The organism is Acinetobacter sp. YH16052 (assembly GCF_013417155.1).
In the GTDB taxonomy this organism is placed as follows: domain Bacteria; phylum Pseudomonadota; class Gammaproteobacteria; order Pseudomonadales; family Moraxellaceae; genus Acinetobacter.
In genome coordinates, this window is the sequence record NZ_VPEO01000026.1 from 1 (window position 1) to 21,732 (window position 21,732).

General features: G+C 38.4%; 18 protein-coding genes, 9 pseudogenes and 1 other annotated feature. Of the genes and pseudogenes, 19 read left to right on the top strand and 8 right to left on the bottom strand.

The window, feature by feature from the left end:
* Window positions 1–75: pseudogene (locus FTV42_RS13775) on the top strand (IS6 family transposase); the annotation flags it as partial.
* A 176-nt stretch (window positions 76–251) separates the two neighbouring features.
* Here FTV42_RS13775 and FTV42_RS13780 read toward each other — a convergent pair.
* The 4 genes and pseudogenes from FTV42_RS13780 to FTV42_RS13795 all read right to left on the bottom strand — a co-directional run.
* Window positions 252–530, bottom strand: a pseudogene (locus FTV42_RS13780) (integrase core domain-containing protein); the annotation flags it as partial.
* Window positions 531–713: 183 nt separating this feature from the next.
* Complete coding sequence (locus tag FTV42_RS13785; protein WP_005206902.1) at window positions 714–998, bottom strand: putative quinol monooxygenase; 285 nt, start codon at window positions 996–998, stop codon at window positions 714–716.
* A 20-nt stretch (window positions 999–1,018) separates the two neighbouring features.
* Entirely contained in the window at window positions 1,019–2,017 is a 999-nt protein-coding gene (locus FTV42_RS13790; RefSeq protein WP_180039071.1) for a zinc-binding alcohol dehydrogenase family protein, read from the bottom strand.
* Between the two features lie 71 nt (window positions 2,018–2,088).
* Entirely contained in the window at window positions 2,089–2,829 is a 741-nt protein-coding gene (locus tag FTV42_RS13795; RefSeq protein ID WP_180039072.1) for an SDR family oxidoreductase, read from the bottom strand.
* Between the two features lie 135 nt (window positions 2,830–2,964).
* Here FTV42_RS13795 and FTV42_RS13800 point away from each other — a divergent pair, with 135 nt between their 5' ends.
* Window positions 2,965–3,864, top strand: a complete 900-nt coding sequence (locus FTV42_RS13800; RefSeq protein WP_180039073.1) for a LysR family transcriptional regulator — start codon at window positions 2,965–2,967, stop codon at window positions 3,862–3,864.
* A gap of 50 nt (window positions 3,865–3,914) precedes the next feature.
* Here FTV42_RS13800 and FTV42_RS13805 read toward each other — a convergent pair whose 3' ends face one another.
* Together FTV42_RS13805 and FTV42_RS13810 are read right to left on the bottom strand one after the other, a co-directional pair.
* A complete protein-coding gene (locus FTV42_RS13805; RefSeq protein WP_180039074.1) occupies window positions 3,915–4,931 on the bottom strand; it encodes a zinc-dependent alcohol dehydrogenase family protein in 1,017 nt (338 codons plus the stop codon).
* On the bottom strand, window positions 4,921–5,916 hold the full coding sequence (locus FTV42_RS13810) for a zinc-dependent alcohol dehydrogenase family protein (protein ID WP_004647735.1): 996 nt from the start codon (window positions 5,914–5,916) through the stop codon (window positions 4,921–4,923). The genes FTV42_RS13805 and FTV42_RS13810 overlap by 11 nt, the downstream gene beginning before the upstream one ends.
* A gap of 467 nt (window positions 5,917–6,383) precedes the next feature.
* Between FTV42_RS13810 and FTV42_RS13815 the strand changes: the two genes are divergently transcribed.
* The 7 genes and pseudogenes from FTV42_RS13815 to FTV42_RS13845 all read left to right on the top strand — a co-directional run bounded on the left by FTV42_RS13815 (window position 6,384) and on the right by FTV42_RS13845 (window position 12,032).
* Window positions 6,384–6,659 carry a metal/formaldehyde-sensitive transcriptional repressor gene (locus tag FTV42_RS13815; RefSeq protein ID WP_005105873.1) on the top strand — a complete coding sequence of 92 codons (276 nt, stop codon included), beginning with the start codon at window positions 6,384–6,386 and terminating at the stop codon, window positions 6,657–6,659.
* Window positions 6,660–6,680: 21 nt separating this feature from the next.
* Window positions 6,681–7,793: an S-(hydroxymethyl)glutathione dehydrogenase/class III alcohol dehydrogenase gene (locus tag FTV42_RS13820; RefSeq protein WP_005105874.1), complete on the top strand. Its 1,113-nt coding sequence runs from the start codon at window positions 6,681–6,683 to the stop codon at window positions 7,791–7,793.
* A 228-nt stretch (window positions 7,794–8,021) separates the two neighbouring features.
* Window positions 8,022–8,851: pseudogene (gene fghA, locus FTV42_RS13825) on the top strand (S-formylglutathione hydrolase).
* A 332-nt stretch (window positions 8,852–9,183) separates the two neighbouring features.
* Window positions 9,184–9,486 carry a putative quinol monooxygenase gene (locus FTV42_RS13830; RefSeq protein ID WP_000920558.1) on the top strand — a complete coding sequence of 101 codons (303 nt, stop codon included), beginning with the start codon at window positions 9,184–9,186 and terminating at the stop codon, window positions 9,484–9,486.
* A 377-nt stretch (window positions 9,487–9,863) separates the two neighbouring features.
* Window positions 9,864–10,364 (top strand): annotated as a pseudogene (locus FTV42_RS13835) (IS3 family transposase); the annotation flags it as partial.
* Window positions 10,365–10,514: 150 nt separating this feature from the next.
* The gene (locus FTV42_RS13840; RefSeq protein ID WP_004281821.1) at window positions 10,515–10,865 is read left to right on the top strand and encodes a hypothetical protein; all 351 of its coding nucleotides are present in this window, start codon (window positions 10,515–10,517) and stop codon (window positions 10,863–10,865) included.
* Window positions 10,866–11,067: 202 nt separating this feature from the next.
* Window positions 11,068–12,032, top strand: a pseudogene (locus FTV42_RS13845) (IS481 family transposase).
* A 118-nt stretch (window positions 12,033–12,150) separates the two neighbouring features.
* On the opposite strand, the gene FTV42_RS13850 reads toward FTV42_RS13845, so the two are convergent.
* Entirely contained in the window at window positions 12,151–12,582 is a 432-nt protein-coding gene (locus FTV42_RS13850) for a PPC domain-containing protein (RefSeq protein WP_180039075.1), read from the bottom strand.
* Between the two features lie 299 nt (window positions 12,583–12,881).
* Here FTV42_RS13850 and FTV42_RS13855 point away from each other — a divergent pair, with 299 nt between their 5' ends.
* From FTV42_RS13855 to FTV42_RS13870, 4 genes and pseudogenes are all read left to right on the top strand, one after another.
* Complete coding sequence (locus FTV42_RS13855; protein WP_180039076.1) at window positions 12,882–14,087, top strand: integrase arm-type DNA-binding domain-containing protein; 1,206 nt, start codon at window positions 12,882–12,884, stop codon at window positions 14,085–14,087.
* Between the two features lie 50 nt (window positions 14,088–14,137).
* Window positions 14,138–14,254: pseudogene (locus tag FTV42_RS13860) on the top strand (transposase); the annotation flags it as partial.
* A 9-nt stretch (window positions 14,255–14,263) separates the two neighbouring features.
* Window positions 14,264–14,380: pseudogene (locus FTV42_RS13865) on the top strand (putative oxygenase MesX); the annotation flags it as partial.
* Between the two features lie 188 nt (window positions 14,381–14,568).
* A complete protein-coding gene (locus tag FTV42_RS13870; RefSeq protein WP_180039077.1) occupies window positions 14,569–15,960 on the top strand; it encodes a methylenetetrahydrofolate reductase C-terminal domain-containing protein in 1,392 nt (463 codons plus the stop codon).
* Here the strand turns inward: FTV42_RS13870 and FTV42_RS13875 are convergent.
* On the bottom strand, window positions 15,957–16,625 hold the full coding sequence (locus FTV42_RS13875; protein ID WP_004647714.1) for an epoxyqueuosine reductase QueH: 669 nt from the start codon (window positions 16,623–16,625) through the stop codon (window positions 15,957–15,959). The two genes, FTV42_RS13870 and FTV42_RS13875, sit on opposite strands and share 4 nt — an antisense overlap.
* A 171-nt stretch (window positions 16,626–16,796) precedes the next feature.
* On the opposite strand from FTV42_RS13875, the gene FTV42_RS13880 reads away from it, so the two are divergent.
* From FTV42_RS13880 to FTV42_RS13905, 6 genes and pseudogenes are all read left to right on the top strand, one after another.
* Window positions 16,797–17,828 carry a hypothetical protein gene (locus FTV42_RS13880; protein ID WP_180039078.1) on the top strand — a complete coding sequence of 344 codons (1,032 nt, stop codon included), beginning with the start codon at window positions 16,797–16,799 and terminating at the stop codon, window positions 17,826–17,828.
* 168 nt (window positions 17,829–17,996) lie between these two features.
* On the top strand, window positions 17,997–18,980 hold the full coding sequence (locus tag FTV42_RS13885; RefSeq protein ID WP_180039079.1) for a putative oxygenase MesX: 984 nt from the start codon (window positions 17,997–17,999) through the stop codon (window positions 18,978–18,980).
* Window positions 18,981–19,030: 50 nt separating this feature from the next.
* Window positions 19,031–20,074: a methionine synthase gene (locus FTV42_RS13890; protein ID WP_180039080.1), complete on the top strand. Its 1,044-nt coding sequence runs from the start codon at window positions 19,031–19,033 to the stop codon at window positions 20,072–20,074.
* 97 nt (window positions 20,075–20,171) lie between these two features.
* Window positions 20,172–20,666, top strand: a complete 495-nt coding sequence (locus FTV42_RS13895) for a flavin reductase family protein (protein WP_004647846.1) — start codon at window positions 20,172–20,174, stop codon at window positions 20,664–20,666.
* 42 nt (window positions 20,667–20,708) lie between these two features.
* A pseudogene (locus tag FTV42_RS13900) lies at window positions 20,709–21,239 on the top strand (sulfite exporter TauE/SafE family protein); the annotation flags it as partial.
* Window positions 21,240–21,322: 83 nt separating this feature from the next.
* Window positions 21,323–21,732, top strand: a pseudogene (locus tag FTV42_RS13905) (transposase); the annotation flags it as partial.
* Window positions 21,598–21,714 (top strand) — a sequence feature (AL1L pseudoknot). Its footprint overlaps the pseudogene before it by 117 nt.

The window sequence follows — 21,732 nt, forward strand, 5'->3', positions numbered from 1 at the left end:
GGCCAGGCCTCAGCATTTTATTATGGTGATCCCCTGGGCGAAATGCGCCTGGTAAGCAGAGTTTTTGAAATGTAAGGCCTTTGAATAAGACAAAAGGCTGCCTCATCGCTAACTTTGCAACAGTGCCGCACTTAGCAGCGCGTCCTTCGAACCAGTCATGATATGAGCCATCAATCTGGATTAGCTCACCGAAGCAATCCCGGTTATAACGTGTGAACCGTACCGGGTTTGTCGGAGACTTTTTATTGAAGTTAGGCCACCTGACCTAACGGGTTAATCTTATCATAGTACATTGCTTCAAAATCAAAAGGCGATACATAACCCAGTGCACCGTGTACACGCTTTTTGTTGAACCAATCTACCCAATTTAATGTCGCAAGTTGTACATCTGCTAAACCTTGCCAATCTGCTTTTAAATATTCAATCACCTCTGTTTTGTATAAGCCATTCACCGTTTCAGCCAAAGCAATATCATATGAATCACCAGTCGTACCGACTGATGCTCGTAAATTTGCTGCCTCTAAACGATGACATTGTTGTCAAAATGCAGGGTATTGGTGGCTCCCCTCAGGGGCATAATTTGCTGAAGCCTAAGTTACTACTAAAAAATTAAAAAATCTTAAAAAATAGGAGCTTATAGCTCCCATTTTTTGTTAGCTTTCTAAGTCCCTATGTTAATTTGAAGAATACTTCATCATAACGTCCGAATACAGCTATATTTTTTTGATTTCTACAATATCACTTGATTCAATTAGCGATTGGATATTACCAAATAAACTTTGAATATAATCAGACGCTATATGGATATCTAAATCCTCCCTGCTACGCCATTCTTCTAAGAAGAAATATCTACTCGAGTCATTTTCGCTAATATAAAGCTCATATTTCAAGCATCCTTCTTCTTGAAGCGTAGGCTCTATTACACTTTGTAAAAGCGCTTCTAACCTCTCTTTTTGATCTGATTTTGCCTTAAAGTTCGCAATTACTGAAATAGTCATTATTTCACCTTTAATTTGTTTTAGAAGTTTTCTAGTACAATTTTGCCTTTTGACTTACCTGATTCAAGCAACTTATGCGCCTTCTCCAAGTTTGCAGCGTTAATTTTTTCTAGATTTTGGTTGAGAGTACTTCTAATTTTTTGCTGGTCAACTAATTGGGCAACCTGTTGCAATAGATCACCTTGCTTTTCAATATCATCGGTTTCATACATTGAACGGGTGAACATCAACTCCCAATGGATAGAAATAGATTTAGTCTTAAACGGCATAATATCAAATGTTTGTGGATCATCGATCAATCCAAGCTTGCCTTGTGGTGCAATCAGAGAAACTATTTGCTTGATATATGTTTCTGTATGATTTGTAGAGAATACATACTTTGGTTTTTCAATGCCTAGTGTCTCGATTTGTGCATTTAAATCTTTGCTATGATCAATGACATGGTCGGCACCAAGTGATTCCACCCAAGATTTCGTTTCTTCACGTGAAGCTGTTGCTATAACGGTCAGATTTGTTTTTGCTTTTAGGAGTTGGATAGCGATTGATCCTACACCGCCTGCACCACCAATAATTAAAATACTGCCAACTTCTGTTTCTGAAATTTGAAACCGATCAAACAGCATTTCCCATGCCGTTATTGCAGTTAATGGCAATGCTGCTGCTTCTGCATTAGATACTGTAATGGGTTTAAGACTGATAATTCGTTCATCGACTGCTTGAAACTCAGCATTACTACCATCTCGGGTTAAATCGCCAGCATACCAAACAGAATCTCCTACTTTAAACGAGGTAACTTTTGAGCCAACTTCAATAATTTCCCCAACGGCATCCCAACCTAAAATACGATTATTTGCTTCAGACGAATTTTTTCTCACTTTGGTATCAACTGGATTCACAGAGATTGCCTGAACTTTTACCAGTACATCTCGCTCCTTAAGCGTAGGCTTCGCTTTTTCAATATCTACCAATGAATTTTTAAAATCATCATGGTTATTTATAACATACGATACGGCTTTCATAGATTTGTCCTTAACTTTAAAAATATAGTAAAAATGGGAGCGAGGTGCTCCCATTTTTTGTTATTCAATTATTAAAACTCTTGGCTCGTTGGGCGTAAAACAATTTCATTAATATCTACATCCGCAGGCTGTTCAATTGCATAAGCAATTGCTCGAGCGACTGAGTCAGCTGGTATAGCTTGTTTGTAGAAATCAGTAACAAACTCTGAACTTTCTTTATGAGAAGAACCGAATTTTAGTTCTGACTCAATTGCACCAGGCTCAATAGTAGTCGTTCTAATTGTTCCCCCAACTTCATGACGAAGGCCTTCAGAGATGGCTCTTACAGCAAACTTAGTACCGCTATAAACAGTACCTCCTGGACTAAATACTTTTAACCCTGCAACAGATGCGAGATTAATAAAGTGTCCAAAGTTTTGTTTTTGGAAAACAGGCAGTGTAGCTGCTATACCATAAAGAACACCTTTAATATTAATGTCGATCATACGATCCCATTCATCAACTTTTAGCTCACTTAATGGTGCAATAGACATTAATCCAGCATTGTTTACCAATACATCGATTTGACCAAATGCGCTTAATGCCTTTTCAATAAGTGCTTGTACTTCATGTGGTTTGGTTATATCCATACCAATAAATTCAGCTTGACCACCTTCAGCACGAATGTCGTGAACAGTAGCCTGTAATTTTTCAGTACGTCTAGCACCAAGTACAACCTTTGCACCTTTTTTAGCAAGTAAGCGAGCAGTAGCTTCACCTAAACCACTACTTGCACCTGTGATAACAATAACTTTATTTTCTATATTATTCATACAAGTAACCTTCAACTTATCTGTCAATCATATTTGATGGATTAAGTATTACAGCCTTGTTAGGTATAATAAATGAATAATATTATCTTTCAGAATTCCTATTTACGGAATAATTACCATAACACAGGATTGGACATGCAGAACAAATTGGAAATGATGCGTATCTTTTGTGTCGCAGCAGAGTCTCGAAATTTTAAAGAGGCAGCAACTCAGCTGGGTATTTCCCCGCAGGTAGTGACACGGGCAATAAAAGAGCTAGAAGAGCAGCGCGGAGAGATTCTGTTTTACAGGAGTACTCGACAAATTAAAATTACCGCTGATGGTGAGCGTCTGGCAAAGCAAGCACATTTTGCGGTGGGATCCATTGATGCTCTGCTTGTAAAAGACACCAAGGAAAAACGAGATGAAATGCGTGGGACCGTCCGTCTTACTGTGTCGTCTGTGTTAGGGCGTAAATTGGTAGTACCTGCACTAGCAGAATTTGCCACACGTTATCCAGATATTGTCGTGGATTGTGTGCTAACAGATTCACACTCGGATGTGATCGATGAGCGGATAGATATTGGGATCAGATTTGGATTTTTGCCGGACAATCGATATGTAGCAAGGGAATTGGCGAAAGTGAACTTTTATTCTGTGGGTACGCCAGAGTTAATTGATAAGGTTGGAATGCCCAAAAAAATTATTGACCTTGATAAATACCCTCTAACAGCACTATTCGATCATAAAACAGGGCGTTACTGGCCATGGACATTCACCGAAAGTCGAAGCTTCACGCCATCAAAGCCCCGTTTTATTACAGATGATCTAGAAGCTGAATTTCAAGCTATTCTCGCTGGGGTTGGATTCGGACACATGCCTGGATTTCTAGTTTTGCCGTGGCTTAGGAGTGGTAAGCTCATTCAGATACTTCATGAGGAAACCTCTCCCGTTTGGCGCCTGTATTTATATCGTCCACAGCGGGGCCCGACACCTTTGCGAATCCGAGCATTGTTTGATTACTTAGCGGAAGTGTTGGGCCATATAGAAACCTGAATCAGATGGAACTAACCTTTTTTCTAGAAAGTAGAAATCAGATAAGACCATCATGTATTTAGAGTAACTACAATTTTTCCTATTTGCTGATTTGATTCAAGATAGCGCTGAGCGTCATGCATGTCCTCAAAGTTAAAGCAACAGTCGATCACTGGACGAAGATATCCTGCACCTATACTGCTAAGAATAAATCGTCTGGCTTGCTCCCTTAGAACAGGGTCATGCACAACCTCAAGGAACAAAAAACCTCGCATGGTTAAGCTCTTGCGTAATGCAACTTTAAGCGGAAATGGTGTGATCTCCGGGCTAAGTGCACCATGCATAACCATAGTTCCTCCCACAGACATCGCTTTTGCAATCTGTTCAATATGTGGCCCTCCTACAGCATCGAAGGCGACATCAAGATATTCTCCACCCAAACGTGAAACAAGCGCCTCATACAAATCTGGTTCATCTTCACTGGCTATAACATTTTTAACACCGAGATCCAGTAAACGTTGCTTTTTCTCTACCGTCTGTGTACTTGCAATGACCTTAGCACCCGCTGCTTCAGCTATCTGTATCGCAGCTAGTCCTACGCTACTTGAAGCTGCTGTGATCAAGATCGTTTTTCCTTTCGAAAGTCCACCAGCATGGATTACACCACCCCAAGCCGTCAAATACTGCATCCAGATTGAAGAAGCTTCTTCCCAGCTTAAACTATCGGGTTTGTGAACTAAAAAAGTTTCTGGAATCAGAAGTTTGTCCGCATATGTCCCATATTTGGCTAGATTGTCAGTCGGAAGAATCGATACTGCATCTCCTGGAGAAAATTGGCGTACACCTTCACCTATTGCCAGAACTATGCCTGCTCCCTCATATCCCAGACGAGAAGGGAATACTGCTTTTTGAATATAAGTACCACGCCGAAACATTACATCAGCCCGGTTGAGTCCGATCGTTTTCATCTGGATTAGAACTTCTCCTGCTGCTGGTAAAGCAACAGGAAGTGTTTCTAATGTCAGAACATCTGTATCTCCAATACTATTGAAGCGCCAAGTCTTGGCCTGAAGTGCGTTAAATGACATCAATCACGACCTTAATATTGGCAGAGCGATCTTGAACAGCATCATGAGCCTCAATCGCTTGGTCTAGAGTAAAATGACGAGGATCAACAAGAGGACGCAGTTTACCTTCCTCAACAAGACGAGTCGCGATCTTAAGGATATCACCATGATGAGCACGGCGATTGCCTGTTAACATCGGCATTAGGACGAATACGCCAGACACTGTGGCACACCGTAGAGATGAACTCGCTAAATTATGATTACCAAATGCAGCACAGCTGGTAATGTGGCCATAGTGAGTTGTCATGGAAAGTGAAGCTTCGAGTACTGGACCACCCACAGTGTCGTAAACAATGTTAAAACCTTGACCCTCAGGGCTTGCAGCAATAATGTCATCGGAAGATGCTGTTGTGTAATCGAGAGGTGTTGCACCGAGTTCTGAAATCAGTGGTTGATCAGCTGTACGACCAGTCGCCCAAACATTTGCATCAAGTGATTTTGCAAGCTGAACAACCATATAACCAACGCCACCAGCACCACCCTGAACCAGTACAGTTTGCCCTGGTTGGACCTTCGCGTTATCCACTAAACCTTCCCAAGCGGTGAGGAACGTCAATGGTAGTACTGCTGCCTCGCGCATAGAGATATTCCGTGGCTTTAATGCAATCAGATCGGCATCTGCTACAACATATTCTGCTAAAGATCCTTGAAGACCACGAACGCCACCAATCAGACCGTAAACTTCATCTCCAACGTTGAAGTGGGTGACACCTTCACCAACAGCAGTTACAACCCCAGCCATATCTGTTCCCAACACGGCAGGAAGCTCTGGCATAGCATATGGTGCTTCACCAAGACGAATTTTATAATCAATAGGGTTTACACCACTAGCATGAATACGTACTAGAACTTGCCCAGCCTCTGGTTGAGGTATAGGCAGTTCTACACGTTTAAATTCATGATCACCAAAATTTTCTAGGATAAGAGCATTCATCATCTTATTCATAGTTGTTCCTTATTCTTAACTGGGGGATGATATGCACAGTACCAAAGTAAATTAATCCAATAAATGATATTTATAGGATTTGATAATTCCTAAATAATGAATAATAAATATCATCTGCTCACTAAAAATATTCTAGTACAGTCTGTAAAGGCAGTTTAATCTAAACTGTCGGTAGTATTTTCAAGGCTTGAAACGTTCAAAATATCTACAAAGTGGCTAAAATTTGAAACATAATTCTAAAAGGTCACAGCATTACAAAGAACATGAGCCAAAATAAAAAATGGGAGCTAAAAGCCCCATTTTTTTGTGACTTTCGCATAAGCTCTATGATGTTAATTTAAAAAAAACTAAAAACAGGGATAGAAAATTTTCGCTAAAGATCTTTTTGATTTTCGATTTATAAAAAATATTGCTTTTTTTATACTATGGGGTACTATAGTATAAATGCTAGCAAATAAGGAGGTCTGATGCCTAATCAGGTTGACGACAAAAAAAAGATTCTTCTACGCGTCAGAAAGATCAAAGGTCAGACGCAAGCGATTGAAAAAGCGTTAGAAGATAATGTGGAATGTGGTGCAATTCTGCAACAAATATGCTCTGTGCGTGGTGCTATTAATGGTTTAATGAATGAAATGTTGGAGGTTCATTTAAAGGACACTTTAGTATCAGGTGAAACCACAGAACAACAACGAAAAGAAGAACTGGCTGAAATCGCCAAGATTCTAAAATCATATTTAAAATAGATATGTATAAGGAGTTATTCCATGAAGTCACGTGCTGCTGTTGCGTTTGGTCCTGGTCAACCTCTTCAAATTGTTGAAGTTGATGTTGCACCACCGAAGAAAGGTGAAGTATTAATCAAGATCTCCCATACCGGTGTGTGTCATACAGATGCATTTACTTTGTCTGGCGATGATCCTGAAGGTGTTTTTCCGGCTATTCTCGGGCATGAAGGTGCTGGTGTTGTAGTTGAGGTTGGTGAAGGCGTGACTAGCGTCAAACCAGGTGATCATGTAATTCCACTTTACACTGCTGAATGTGGCGAGTGCGTATTCTGTAAATCTGGAAAATCGAACTTGTGTATTTCCGTTCGCGAAACTCAAGGTAGAGGCGTAATGCCAGATGGTACCACTCGTTTTTCCTACAATGGTCAACCGATTTACCACTATATGGGCTGCTCAACGTTCAGTGAATACACTGTAGTGGCAGAAGTATCATTGGCTAAAATCAATCCTGAAGCCAATCACGAACATGTCTGCTTACTGGGTTGTGGTGTAACAACAGGTATCGGTGCAGTACACAACACGGCTAAAGTACAAGAAGGTGATAGTGTTGCGGTCTTTGGTTTAGGTGGTATTGGTTTGGCAGTCGTACAAGCCGCACGTCAAGCTAAAGCAGGACGTATTATTGTGGTTGACATGAATCCAGATAAATTTGCGCTGGCAAAAGAGTTTGGTGCAACGGACTTCTTGAACCCTAAAGATTACGATAAACCAATCCAGCAAGTCATTGTCGAAATGACTGGCTGGGGTGTAGATCATTCATTTGAGTGTATTGGTAACGTGAATGTGATGCGTGCAGCCCTTGAAAGTGCACACCGTGGCTGGGGACAATCCGTAATTATTGGTGTAGCTGGCGCAGGTCAAGAAATCTCTACCCGTCCATTCCAACTGGTTACTGGTCGTAGATGGTTAGGTTCTGCCTTTGGTGGGGTAAAAGGTCGTACGCAACTTCCAGGAATGGTTGAAGATGCCATGAAAGGTAAAATTCAATTAGAACCATTTGTGACACACACCATGGGCTTGGATCAGATCAATGAAGCCTTTGATCTAATGCATGAAGGTAAGTCAATTCGTACTGTAATTCATTACGAATAATTCCGTCAGACCTTATACTTTTCCATGCATGTGAATCATGATTGACATGCATGGAATCCTCTAAAACGGCACATCATCTGTAAAACAGATCTATCTATGTATCCATCAGGTATAGGTTCAACAAACCTGCCTACATTTTAAATCTTTATCAGTATTCTCTGTGGAGAATGTCAGACTCTTTGTTTACTCGATTTCTCATGAAGTCTTGCTCAACATAGGTAATTGATTATGGAAATAATTGAGAAACATGCTTCTTTTGGTGGATCGCAAGAAGTGTATCGCCATCAGTCAATAGCATTAAACTGTTCAATGAAATTCTCAATATATCTGCCACCTCATGACAAAGATGAGAAGTTGCCAGTTTTTATTGGTTATCAGGACTGACTTGCAACGAACAGAACTTTATTACTAAAGCCGGAGCACAAAAGTATGCGGCTGAACATAAAGTCATTATTGTTGCACCAGATACCAGCCCACGTGGAGAGGATGTACCAGATCATGCAGATTATGATTTAGGCCAAGGCGCAGGATTCTATGTGAATGCAACACAAGCACCCTGGTCACAGCATTTCAAAATGTATGATTATATTGTGGAAGAGCTCAGAAATCTGATTGACCTGAATTTTCCGACCAACCAAGTCCAAAGCATTATGTGGCATAGCATGGGTGGTCATGGTGCATTAGTAATTGGTTTAAAAAACCCTGAGCTGTATAAAAGTATTTCTGCTTTTGCACCAATTGTTGCACCTAGCCAAGTACCTTGGGGGAAAAAGGCTTTTACACACTACCTAGGTGAAACCGAAACTTTATGGAAAAGCTATGATGCGATTGAATTAATCAAAAACGATGAAGTTCATTTACCTATTTTAGTCGATCAGGGAACAGCTGATGATTTTCTTGAAGAACAGTTAAGACCTAAGCTTCTTAGTGATATTTGTTTGGAACAAGAATATCCTCTTACACTTAACCTAAGAGAAGGGTATGACCATAGCTATTACTTCATTGCGAGCTTTATAGAGAAACATATAGAGTTTCACAGCAAATTCCTAGCTAAATAACTTTCATAGATATGAAGATGTGCATGTTGTTCTTGAATGCTTCTTGAGCAATATAACTTCCAGATGAAGAGGTCAGCTTATAAATCTAAGGTAGAGTCAATTGATCCTTATATAACTAAGATTGAATTTAATCATCTCATATCTTGATTTTTTGATTCAAATGTTAATGATATTAACTTGAATAAATTCATAGCATTATGTCGAAATAAAAACCTAAATTTTGGCTCAGCTATGGGATGTTTTTTAACTTTTATACAACAAAACTTTCTGACATGCATACATTAGCAATGACAGAATCAGTTTGAATTCTAATCAATTGTGGAGTTTTAGTCATGCTTAAAACAGCTTTATATGTCCGTCTTGAAGCTAAACCGGGTAAAGAAGACGAAGTGGAAGCTTTCCTTAAAGCCGGTTTACCTATTGTAATGGAAGAACCTGCGACAGTTGCGTGGTTTGGCTTACGTCTTGGACCTACAACATTTGGTATTTTTGATGCATTTCCTGATGAGGCGGGTCGCCAAGCACATTTATCTGGCAAGGTTGCAGCTGCGTTGATGGCTCAGGCCGAAGAGCTATTTTCAGAGCCACCGTCTATTGAAAAAGTAGATGTTTTGGCGAGTAAACTACCAGCTTAAACCGACGCTTAAATGTATAAATGTGCTGCCTGAAATTTTGAATGAAAGGCAGCACTTCAACCCTGTGAGGTTTGTCAGAGGCTTTTTATTCAAGTTGGGCTACTTTATTTAATGGCTTAATCTCATCATTTACATGGGTCAATATCCAAAACAGGGTAAATAAACGAATGCAGCTATGTACATGCTTTATATTGAACCAATCTATCTAATTTACTGAACCGTACCGGGTTTGTTGGAGACCAACTTTCCTGAGATGAGAAGCATTGCTTCGCACGACGTAGCGAAGCGTAGTGTTCCGATGAAAAAAGTAAAATATACCCCTGAAATCAGAGATAGAGCGGTTCAATTATTGATTGACTACCAAGACGGTATCTCAGGTGAGTGACTTTACGTATATTCAAACAAATTCAGGCTGGGTCTATACCGCCTTTATTATTGATGTGTTTTCACGAGCAATTGTTGGATGGAAAGTATCAACACGTATGAATACAGATATGGTGCTTGATGCATTAGAACAAGCTTTGCATGATCGAGGTATGCCAAAGAATGTAATTCATCATTCCGATAGAGGTGTGCAATATCTTTCCATTCGCTATACCAATCGTCTAGAAGCAGCAAATTTACGAGCGTCAGTCGGTACAACTGGTGATTCATACGATAATGCTTTGGCTGAAACAGTGAATGGCTTATACAAAACAGAGGTGATTGAATATTTAAAAGCAGATTGGCAAAGTTTAGCAGATGTACAACTTGCGACATTAAATTGGGTAGATTGGTTTAATAAAAAGCATGTACACAGTGCACTGGGTTATGTATCGCCTTTTGAGTTTGAAGCAATGTACTATGATAAGATTAACCCGTTAAGTCAGGTGGCCTAACTTAAATAAAAAAATCTCCGATAAATCCGGTAAGGTTCAAAATGCGATTTATGGCTTTTTTATGTAAAAAAAAGTAATATTTGTTTTATTGTTAAATTATAACAATTAGTATAAATACACCTATGATTTACAGATGAAAAAGGTAGTTAAATGAAATATTTTTTAAGTTTAACTTTGTTAGTTTTAGCAATGACTGGGTGTACTTCGAGTCCAAAGACTGAAACTTTACAAGATAAGGCTACAAGCAATACTTCAGCTGATACGCAGGTCCTTAAATTTTCTGGTCCGAATGGTTTATTAATTTTTCTGAAATCATCGGATAACTTTGAAACTGCTTTAATGACTGATAACTCAGGCATGGTATATCGTTTAAAGCAAACAGTTGCTGGTAGTGGTATTCGTTTAGCTAATAATAATGGAGTTTCAATTCACTTTAAACGTGGTGAAGGGGTTGTTGAATTTGTAAAAGACCAGCCAATCAGCATTACTGAAGTAAAATAATAAGGTTTAAACTTTAAGAGAACCCCACACCATAATCTGCATACCGAAAGTTGGACACTATTCCTTGAAATGTGGTCAAACATGATCAAGGACTAATTCGCACTCTGTTAATGGGTGAATTCAAACATGAGGTGCGACAGTTTCAAAAGCCTTATGATAATCTGTGTGATTCATAGACATCACTTCAATATAATGGGTGTCTATGAACAGAGAAATTCAACAAAGACTCGTATGGGTTAAATTATTTGAAGAGACCAATAATGCTGGCCTGGTTTGTCGGAGATGTGGCATTTCTAGACCAACTTTACGCAAGTGGTGGAAACGATATTCTGAACAAGGTATTGATGGATTAAGTAGTCATAGTAAATGTCCCTTAAAATCGCCAAATACTAAAATCAATGCTGAGCTAGAAGCTTTAATATTGGAAATGCGCTCGGCTAGAAATCTGGGTGTTCGACGTTTGCAAACAGAATTAATGAGCTGCACGGAGTCTCGTTGTCCTTGGCGACTATCCATAAAGTACTATCCACCCATTAAGTCAAACCGATTAAAAAATTCCGTCGTAAAATAGATTACATTTGTCATGAACGTTCATTACCAGGCGATAGAATTCAAATGGATACCTGTAAACTGGGTCCTGGACTATATCAGTACACATCTATCGATGACTGCACACGATATCGCGTTTTAAGGATATATAAACGCCGAACAGCTGCGAATACTCGACTTTTTAACTGTGTAATTGAATAAATACCTTTTCCCATACAGCGAATACAGACCGATCGTGAACGAGAATTCTTTGTTGAAAAAATACAGAAAAAATGATGCAGTATGGGATCAAATTTAGGTCGAATAAACCGGGTTCACCTCATCTGAATGGCAAGGTAGCGCTCACAAAAGACTGATAAATCTGAGTTCTACGCTACTGTAGATATCGATTCAGAGGAAATTCAGAGCAAACTGGCAGAATGGCAGCATTACTGTAACTGGATGAGACCACATTCAGCTTTGCAAGGTAAAACACCGATGGAAAGGTACTTTGAATTATGTGAAGAAACTCCTTTCTTAGATGAAGTCCAGAAGCAATACGCCCCCTCAAATGAACGGATTCAACATGCCAGTTACAAGATGTATTTAGAGATTGCTAAATTGAAACGATCTCTATGAATTACGTATCTATATCATTTTTACTAATATAAAAACATATACGTAAAAATCACGCCCCGTTTAACTGGCAATAGTTTTTGAACCCTGGTATAAAAGCTTAAAAAAATCTAGCAAGTCTTTATTTAATGTTAATACTCATCCAGTATTGAGGTTTTTTATCTTTTCTTGCCTGTGATCTAGGTTGTAATACTCTAATTTCATACTCACCTGAAGCAGGTAAAATATAAATACCCTTATCATCAAGCTCTGGAGAATATTCTCCAAGATTGATGGAGTCTTTTAATTGATTACCCCATAAGTAAGCTTCAACATTTCCTCCAGTCAACTTCACTTTTAACTTTTGCCCTTTTTTAGCATAAAATTTGTAGGAATCATACTTGTATCCATCTATCCTTCCGTAATAATTTGCAGAGTAAGCTTTTTTAGCAAACTTAACTACAATAGTCTTTCGTATATCATTGTTATCATTTGCAAGTACGACAGGGCTAACTATAGTTAAAGTTAGGGCTATCAAAGCGCCAGCTAGTAATTTCGTATTCGCTATTTCCATAAGGTTACCCTAATTCTTGTATCGCTCCTGACATAATAATATAACTAATAAGTAACCATGAATCATAGAGCAGAAATGTGAATAGTCATAACATGGGGTTACACTTCAAATGCCAATTTAAGACTTGCAAAATTAATGGTTAATTAATTGGTTACTAAGGACTAGCCAATCTAAATATAAATTTTATTTAACAATTACTTATAGAAATATGTGATGCGTATGATACGCATCATATGAATATCGCTTAAATTTGCTATAATTCAATTGAGCAGTGCCATTTGTGGTTAGGTTAAAAATTCATGAGTCTTACTGAAATTAAGGTACGTCAAGCTAAATCAAAGGAAAAAATCTATTTTCTGGCAGATGATGACGGCTTAAGTTTGAAGGTAGAACCAAACGGACGTAAATCTTGGAGTTACCGCTATTCACTTGCAGGGACAAATAAACGTCCTCGCATGAAGTTGGGTGAATATCCTGTAATGTCCTTGAAAGAGGCCAGATCAGTCCGGGATGAATATAAATTTAATAATTATGAAAATAAACCACTGCATAAAAAATACATCAAAACTTTTCAGGATATTTGTGAAGAGTGGTTAGAATTTAAAATTAAAAATTCCTTTGAAGATGAACCACGATGCGGTGTAATTCAGCTCGCAAAAAAATGTTTAGATCAGGATGTTTATCCAAATATTGGACTAATGCCATTTATTGAAATTAAAAGATATGATCTAGTTAAGATTATTAAAAAGATAGAATCTAGAAATGTAAAAGAACCTGTAAAGAAAGCCTATAGTTATTTAAATCAGATTTATGATTATGCGGTAGCGATGGGGTATTGTGAATATAATATTGCACATGGACTTCATAAAATATTAGTCAACAATAAGATTAAGAAAAACTATCCTCATTTGAATTCAGATGAACTATCTAATTTCTTAGCTAAATTAAATCAGATTAATACAGATCCTATTATTAAAAAAGCCCTGTTATTTAAATTATATACAGGCGTCCGTGGTGGAGAATTATTGCTTTGTGAACCATATCACTTCGATCTAGATAAAAAAATATGGAAAATACCAGCCTTACATATTAAACAATATAGAAGAAAGGTTATTTTAGGTCATGATATCCCTGATTTTTTTGTTCCACTATCTGATCAAGCACTTGAAGTTGTGAAATCAGCACTCGTTTGGTCTCATGGCGAGAAATATGTGTTTTCTAGCCCCCGAAATAATAATAAACCTATTCATTTTAATACCCTGAACTTGATTATCAGAAAAATGGGATATACTAAAAATGAATTAACTTCTCATGGGTTACGATCGACATTTAGTACCATATTAAATGAATCCGGTTTATTTCAATCAAATTGGATTGAAGCACAGCTATCTCATACTGATAAAAATAAAACCCGTGCAAGTTATAATCATGCAGAATATTTTAATCAGCGTATGGAAATGATGCAATGGTGGGGCGATTTTATTGATAGTTGTACTGTAAATTAATGGTTATGAAATCCAAGTTTTAATTAGAATAGGCTTTGTTGCACAAACCTATTCACCGCCATAAATCATTATCTAAAATTGCATCTCGTGGTAAAAGCTCAATGGGCCGGTTCTATGGCTATAAATTACATGTTGTGATGAATCAACTTATAGAAATAGTCTGTTCACAATGATGATTTCTCTTAACTCGTAAAATTTATGACGGTGTTGAACGTGTTCAATTGAATCTTAAGCAAGGTAAATGGACAGAAGAGAACTTCATTAAGCCGTATCAAAATATTCTTGAAGAATAGGCATTTCATTTCACATTAGAGCGAGAATCTCATGAGAAAGTTGCCTGATTGAATGTAGTGAATAGATTCATTGCATAATTGTTGACTAAAATTTTCTATATCAGCCTGATTAAGATTAATCGGGCTGATTCTGTTAGGTCGAATATAATAGCGACCTGCTTCAATCATTTTTATTTGAACTTTATTTTATGTCACAGCTTGCTTCCCATTTTAAGCACAATCAGTTTTGTATTTTGTTGGAATATTTAAGTTCTGCTAAAGGCATTGCTGTACCAATGTCTTTAGCAGAATTTCCATGTGCGATCACTTTGGCAGATCGAGTGCATGCCGATAGTGATTTGGCACCACTTGAATGTGCGAAGACATTTCCTTCATCAATGGAAAAAATCATCCATTATTCAGGGAAAGGTCGGGATATTACTGATTTTGAGACCTTCTTAAAATCAACTCAAGCTTCGGGACAGAAAAATTTACTGCTTCTCACAGGTGATAAGTTAAAAGGGCATACAAATGGTCAAGATGGAACGAATCGCACACGATATTTAGAGTCTGTAAATGCGGTCATGGCCGCAAAGTGTTATGGTGGATTTCACATTGGTGTAGCTTTTAATCCCTTTAACTATGCTGAAGCTGAACGTGATGCACAATATTTAAAACTTCACAAAAAGATTAAAGCAGGAGCAGACTTTATCGTTACCCAGTTGGGTTACGATATGGAGGCTTTAAAACAAGCCAAGGCTTTTTTAAATCGTCATCGATACCCACAAAATATACTTGCTTGTGTTATGCCACTTAGTTTGTCACGTGCCAATTTTATGGTGAAACATAAGGTCGCAGGAATTGTGATTACACCACACATGTTACGAGTGTTGGCTCAGGAAGAACAGGATGGACGAACTGAGAATGCTTATAAACGTTGTGCTATACAAATATTGATGTGTAAATATTTGAGTTTTGCAGGTGTGCATCTTTCAGCATGCCATAAGCCTGAAGAGCAAAAGCTTTTAGAAAAATATATTGAACAATATCGACATTATGGTTTACAGGAACTCGAAGCACTCTGGAATGCACTGTGGCAAGTGAAGACTAAAAATGAACTCGTGCCAGAATTAGCTTATTATTCCCGCCAACTATCCTCTAGCCAGCTTATTAAATATCAGCAATTGCATTTCATGCACAAGGCTCTATTTGAGTCCAAAATTGCCAAAGGTATGGGGCATTTTATTTTTAAAGCCTCATTCTGGGAAAATGCGCCTGCAGCAAAAGCATTGTTAAAAACTGAATTTATCTCTAAGCAAGGGATCGTAGGTTGTGAAAGTTGTGGTCAATGTAGGTTAGGAGATACTTTATATATTTGCCCTGAAACTTGTCCCAAAGGATTGGCGAATGGTCCTTGTGGTGGTACGACATTGGATCGCTGTGAGTTTGGAGATCGTGAATGCATTCATTCTGTGAAAGCCCGACTTGCCAAAGCCGTGGGACAGACTGACGTTCTAAAAGAAAAACTGATTCCAACTGTACCCATTGAAGTCCGTGGAACCAGTTCCTGGAAAAATTGGTATCTGGCGACTGAAGCTTAGCTTTCATCATCCATGGCATTCGAATAAAATTTCACGCCCAATTTGATGCGATCACGACCTTGGCTCATACGCCAACGGTTGGTATCACGTAAGGAGTATACACAGCCACAATATTCTTGTTGGTAGAATTCTTCCTTCTTGCTGATTTCAAGCATACGAACAGCACCACCATTTTTACGCCAGTTGTAGTCCCAATAGGTGATACCTTCATAATGTGAAGCAGAACGATGCCCACAATCATTGATCTGCTTCATATCTTTCCAACGAGAGATACCCAATGAGCTACTAATTAGGCTGAAGCCATTTTCAGCTGCATAAAGGGCAGTGCGTTCAAAGCGCATATCAAAACACATGGTACAGCGAATACCTTTCTCTGGCTCATTTTCCATGCCTTTGGCACGTGCAAACCAATTGTCTGTATCGTAATCACAGTCAATAAAAGGAATATTATGTTTTTCTGCAAAGCGAATATTTTCTTCCTTACGGATTTCATATTCCTTGACAGGGTGAATATTGGGATTATAAAAAAAGATCGAAAAGTCGATGCCTGATTCAATTAGGGTTTCCATCACTTCACCCGAGCATGGTGCACAGCAGGAGTGAAGCAGAAGCTTGTCGTGACCTGCTGGGAGAGTCAATTTCTGACGTTCAAGTTTGTTTGACATAGTTATATGGGTTTAAATCTAAACCCTATATTTTAACGATTTAATTAGATAGTAAGGATTTGATATACTGATATTTTCTAAGGTTAAGATGAAAGAAATTCACTAATTGAAATTTAATAAGAACTAAAGTATATAAGAGAATAACTACAATAATGCTTTGGAAGCAGAACATTGCAAGTTAATCAAGAGTCATTGAATGAAGCTTTAAAATTAAGTGAAGAAATTATTAGTAATATTGAGTTAAGTACCTCTTCTTTATCTAATTGCGCATTAAAGGCGAGTAGATTGGCAAGATTGCTAAATGAATTCGATTACCAAAGAATTTTTATCTTTGAAAGTAGTGGTTATCCTTCAAGCCCAAATGGTTTAACACCCGATATATGGGACTTATGTAAAAAAGCTGGAGAAGGAAAAACCGTAGAGAAAGCTAAGTTAGGGTCAATCGGAGCGATGGAGATTGAATTGGAAGCAATGAAGGACAGTCTAAAAATTGCACATGATCCTAATGTTTCAATAAGTTCAGCTAATCCGAATCAATTTGTTTCATCAGGTGGCACTAGTAATTTTTTAGAAAGAAAGAGTTTAAGAGATGGTATTAGCACGAACTCTCAATTTCTAACTAAACGACAAGCTTTTGTATGCGAATACGTGTCTAATAAATATTATGAGCTAAAATATTCAAAAATTACGTCAGATATTTTTTCTAGAACAAGAAAGTTTGTAGACGGAAAAATTGGAGATTTAGTACCATTATCAGCACAAAAATTTGCATCTGTTTATGAGAATTTAACGTCCGAAAATTCAGAGGATTGGTCAAATGCTGTTCATAGTTGTAGGCGAATATTACAAGATACTGCTGATGTGATTTATCCTGCTAGAGAGGATAAGACTATTAATTTAGACAATGGTGAAACTAAAATTATTAAATTAGGTGTGGATAATTATATAAATCGAATTATTGCATATGTTGATGAGCAGTCAGACTCTAAAAGATTTGAGGAAATCGTTGGTTCACAGATGAAATATTTGGGCGAGCGGTTAGATGCTATTTTCAAAGCTGCTCAGAAAGGTTCTCATGATATTATTACTTCTAGGCAAGAAGCTGATCTTTATGTTATTTACACATACTTGATAGTTGGAGATTTATTATCTTTGGTAGAGTTGCAAAAAACATTATCAATTTCAGATAAAGATTTTAGATAGCCGCTTAACTTACTGAATAACTAAAAATCCTCAGAATCTTTAATTTATTAAGATGAGTATTTCTCATCTTGAGCTGAATTTATATCGTTTTACTCACTTTCTTATTCACGTTTAAATACAGCCATTCAGAAATTTAGCTTTTTATAAAATTTTTAGGTGGCAATCTCCATGAGTACAGCATTTGAGTGTTCAATTAAACGTATCCGTTTTGATGAAAACTACACGCCAGCAGAAAGCACACGTTTAACCACAAATTTTGCCAATTTGGCACGTGGGGAAAGCCGTGAAGAAAACTTGCGTCGTACCCTTGCGATGATCAACAACCGTTTTAATAGCTTGGCAACCGTTGATAACCCGAAAGGTGATCGCTATTCACTTGAGATTGACATTATTTCTGCGGAAATTGATATTGAAGGTAATGGTCAAACTTTCCCATTTATTGAAACACTTAAAAGTGTTGTGATTGACCATCAAACAGGTGAGCATATTGAAGGCATGATCGGCAATAGCTTCTCATCTTATGTGCGTGATTACGACTTCAGTGTGGTATTGCCACAATTGGGTTGTGGTGTAGGTGAAAAACCTGAAGATTTTGGCAATCTACATGGCAAGCTTTATCAACATTTAGTCAATTCAGATGTATTTAAAGCAGAATTTAAAAAACAACCTGTCATTTGCTTAAGCGTTTCAACCTCTAAAACGTATTTCCGTACAGCCAACGTACATCCTATTTTGGGTGTGGAATACAAAAATGATGAATATTCACGTACCGATGAATATTTTGCCAAAATGGGTTTACGTGTACGCTACTTTAAACCAGAAGGTGGTAATGCACCATTAGCATTCTATTTCGCTGGCGATTTAGTCCGTGATTATACTGATTTTGAATTGATCAGTGCTATTGCGACCATGGAAAGTTTCCAACGGATCTATCGTCCTGAAATTTACAACACCAACTCTCCTGCAGGTGTGGTGTATCAACCAAGTCTAAGCTATGGCGATTATTCACTTACACGTGTGGTCTATGACCGTGTGGAACGTGGTGAGCTTGCAGTTAAACAAGGTAAATGGACGGAAGAAAACTTCATTAAGCCTTATCAAGACATTTTAAATGAATGGGCTGCAAATTTCGAAATCGAAACAGCTGCTTAATCCATTAAATTGATAAACAGATTTACGAATTTAGACAAAGAAGATTAGACATGGCGCTTACACAACCGAAACTTTTACTCCCAACTTCAACTGCGGGTAGCTTGCCAAAACCGTCTTGGTTAGCTGAACCTGAAAAATTATGGTCTGCATGGAAGCTTGAAGGCGAAGAATTATTAGAAGCTAAACGTGATGCTTTGAAATTATCATTACATGAGCAAGTCACTGCGGGTATCGATATCGTGAGTGATGGCGAGCAAACCCGTCAGCATTTCGTGACCACCTTTATTGAGCATCTTGAAGGTGTGGATTTCGAAAAGCGTGAAACGATGCGTATTCGTAATCGTTATGATGCGAGTGTACCTTCTGTTGTGGGTGATGTTTCTCGTAAAAAAGCCGTGTTTGTAGACGATGCGAAATTCTTGCGCAGCCAAACCAATCAACAAATTAAATGGGCGCTTCCTGGTCCGATGACCATGATTGATACACTTTACGATGGTCACTACAAGAGCCGTGAAAAATTGGCTTGGGAATTTGCCAAAATTCTGAATCAAGAAGCGTTAGAGCTTGAAGCAGTAGGTGTCGACATTATTCAGTTTGATGAGCCTGCATTTAATGTGTTCTTTGATGAAGTAAATGATTGGGGTATTCCGACCTTAGAGCGTGCGCTTGAAGGACTCAAATGTGAAACCGCTGTGCATATTTGCTATGGCTACGGTATCAAGGCAAATACGGATTGGAAACAAACTTTAGGTAATGAATGGCGTCAATACGAAGAGTCATTCCCGAAACTACAACAATCTAAGCTCGATATTATTTCACTTGAATGCCAAAACTCACGTGTACCAATGGATTTAATCGAATTGATCCGTGGTAAGAAAGTGATGGTGGGTGCAATTGATGTGGCAACCACTCAAGTGGAAACTGCAGAGGAAGTAGCAAATACGCTACGCAAAGCATTGCAATTTGTTGATGCAGATAAACTGTATCCTTCAACTAACTGTGGTATGACACCGCTATCTCGCCAAGTGGCAAGTGGCAAACTTGAAGCTTTAAGCGCAGGTGCTGCCATTGTTCGTAAAGAGCTAGAAGCTTAATCAAACGTAGTCTCGTGCGAAGCAGAACAAATCATCGCAAGGTCATTTGTCCAGCTTTATGCACGAGCACGTGATATGTACATTTGAGATGAAAGAGATGATTGAAGCAACAGACTTTAGAAATGCAATGTCTTTACTCACCACAGCAGTGAATGTTATTACGACTTCGGGTGAAACAGGTATGCATGGATTTACTGCATCTGCCGTATGTAGCGTGACGGATACACCGCCAATGTTATTAGTCTGTATGAATCAATCCTCCCGTTCACATGCCCATTTTGTTGAAAATAAAGTCTTGGCTGTAAACGTACTAAGTACTCAGCATGAACAGCTTTCAAATGCTTTTGCTTCAAGTAAATTCAGCTCAGAAGATCGTTTCAAACTCGGTGATTGGAGTACTATGGAAACTGGTTCACCTATTTTGAAAGATGCCTTGGTCAGTTTTGACTGTGAGATTCAAGATATTCAGCAAGTCGGTACACACAGTGTTTTCATGTGTCGTGTTCTTAAAGTTCAACAAAGCGATCAAGAAGAAAGTCTGGTGTATTTTAACCGTGCTTATCATCAAGTGGGTCAGTTGGAACACGCTTAACTCAATGCCTTAATTCTTTTATCTTTTTAAAGTTAGTTTATTGTGGAACTTATAACCTTTTTAGTCATCGGCGCTTTTGCTGGTTTTGCAGCAGGGCTGTTTGGTGTCGGCGGTGGTACGATTATTGTACCACTGCTTTTTATTGTCTTTACCCAAATGGGCTATGACCCCGATGTGGTTATGCACCTCGCATTAGGCACATCTTTGGCAACCATTGTTGTAACCTCGATTAGCTCATTGATGGCGCATCATAAAACTGGTGCTGTGATTTGGCCTGTTTTTAAAAATCTAGCGCCACCTATGGCGATTGGTTGTTTTTTTGGGGCAGGTTTTGCTGGTTTGATATCAGGATTACATCTACAAATCATTGTTGGCTTATTTCTGATTTGGGTCGCATATACGATGTTTACAGGTGCCAAAAAAGCAATTGACCCAACGAAAACGTTACCCTCATCAGGTCAACAAGTTGCTGCAGGTAGTGTGATTGGGGTTGCATCAGCAATCTTTGGTATTGGTGGTGGAAGTCTGACGGTTCCATATCTGAATCGCTATGGTGTGGTCATGCAGAAGGCTGAACCGTACCGGGTTTGTCGGAGCGTCAATATTCTGAGATGAGAAGCATTGCTTCGCAAGACGTAGTGAAGCGTAGTGTCCCGATGACAAAATTAAAATATACCCCTGAAATCAGAGAAAGAGCGGTTCAATTATTGATTGAATCTGAAAAAGATTATCCTTCTACTTGGGCTGCAATCACAGCAATTGCGCCTAAGATTGGTTGTACTCCTGAAACACTTCGTGCCTGGCATCAAAAGCATTTAGATCAGCAAAATCCTATTAAAGTACAACAGATATCTGATCAAGAAAAAATGAAGCAAATGGAACGTGAAATTAAAGAATTAAAGCGTGCCAATGAAATTCTACGTAAAGCAGCCGCTTTTTTCGCCCAGGCGGAGCTCGACCGCCCACACAAATAATGGTGGATTTCATCCATAACAATAAAGACTTATATGGTGTTGATGCGATTTGTAGGATTTTACCGATCGCAGCTTCAACCTATTACCGGACT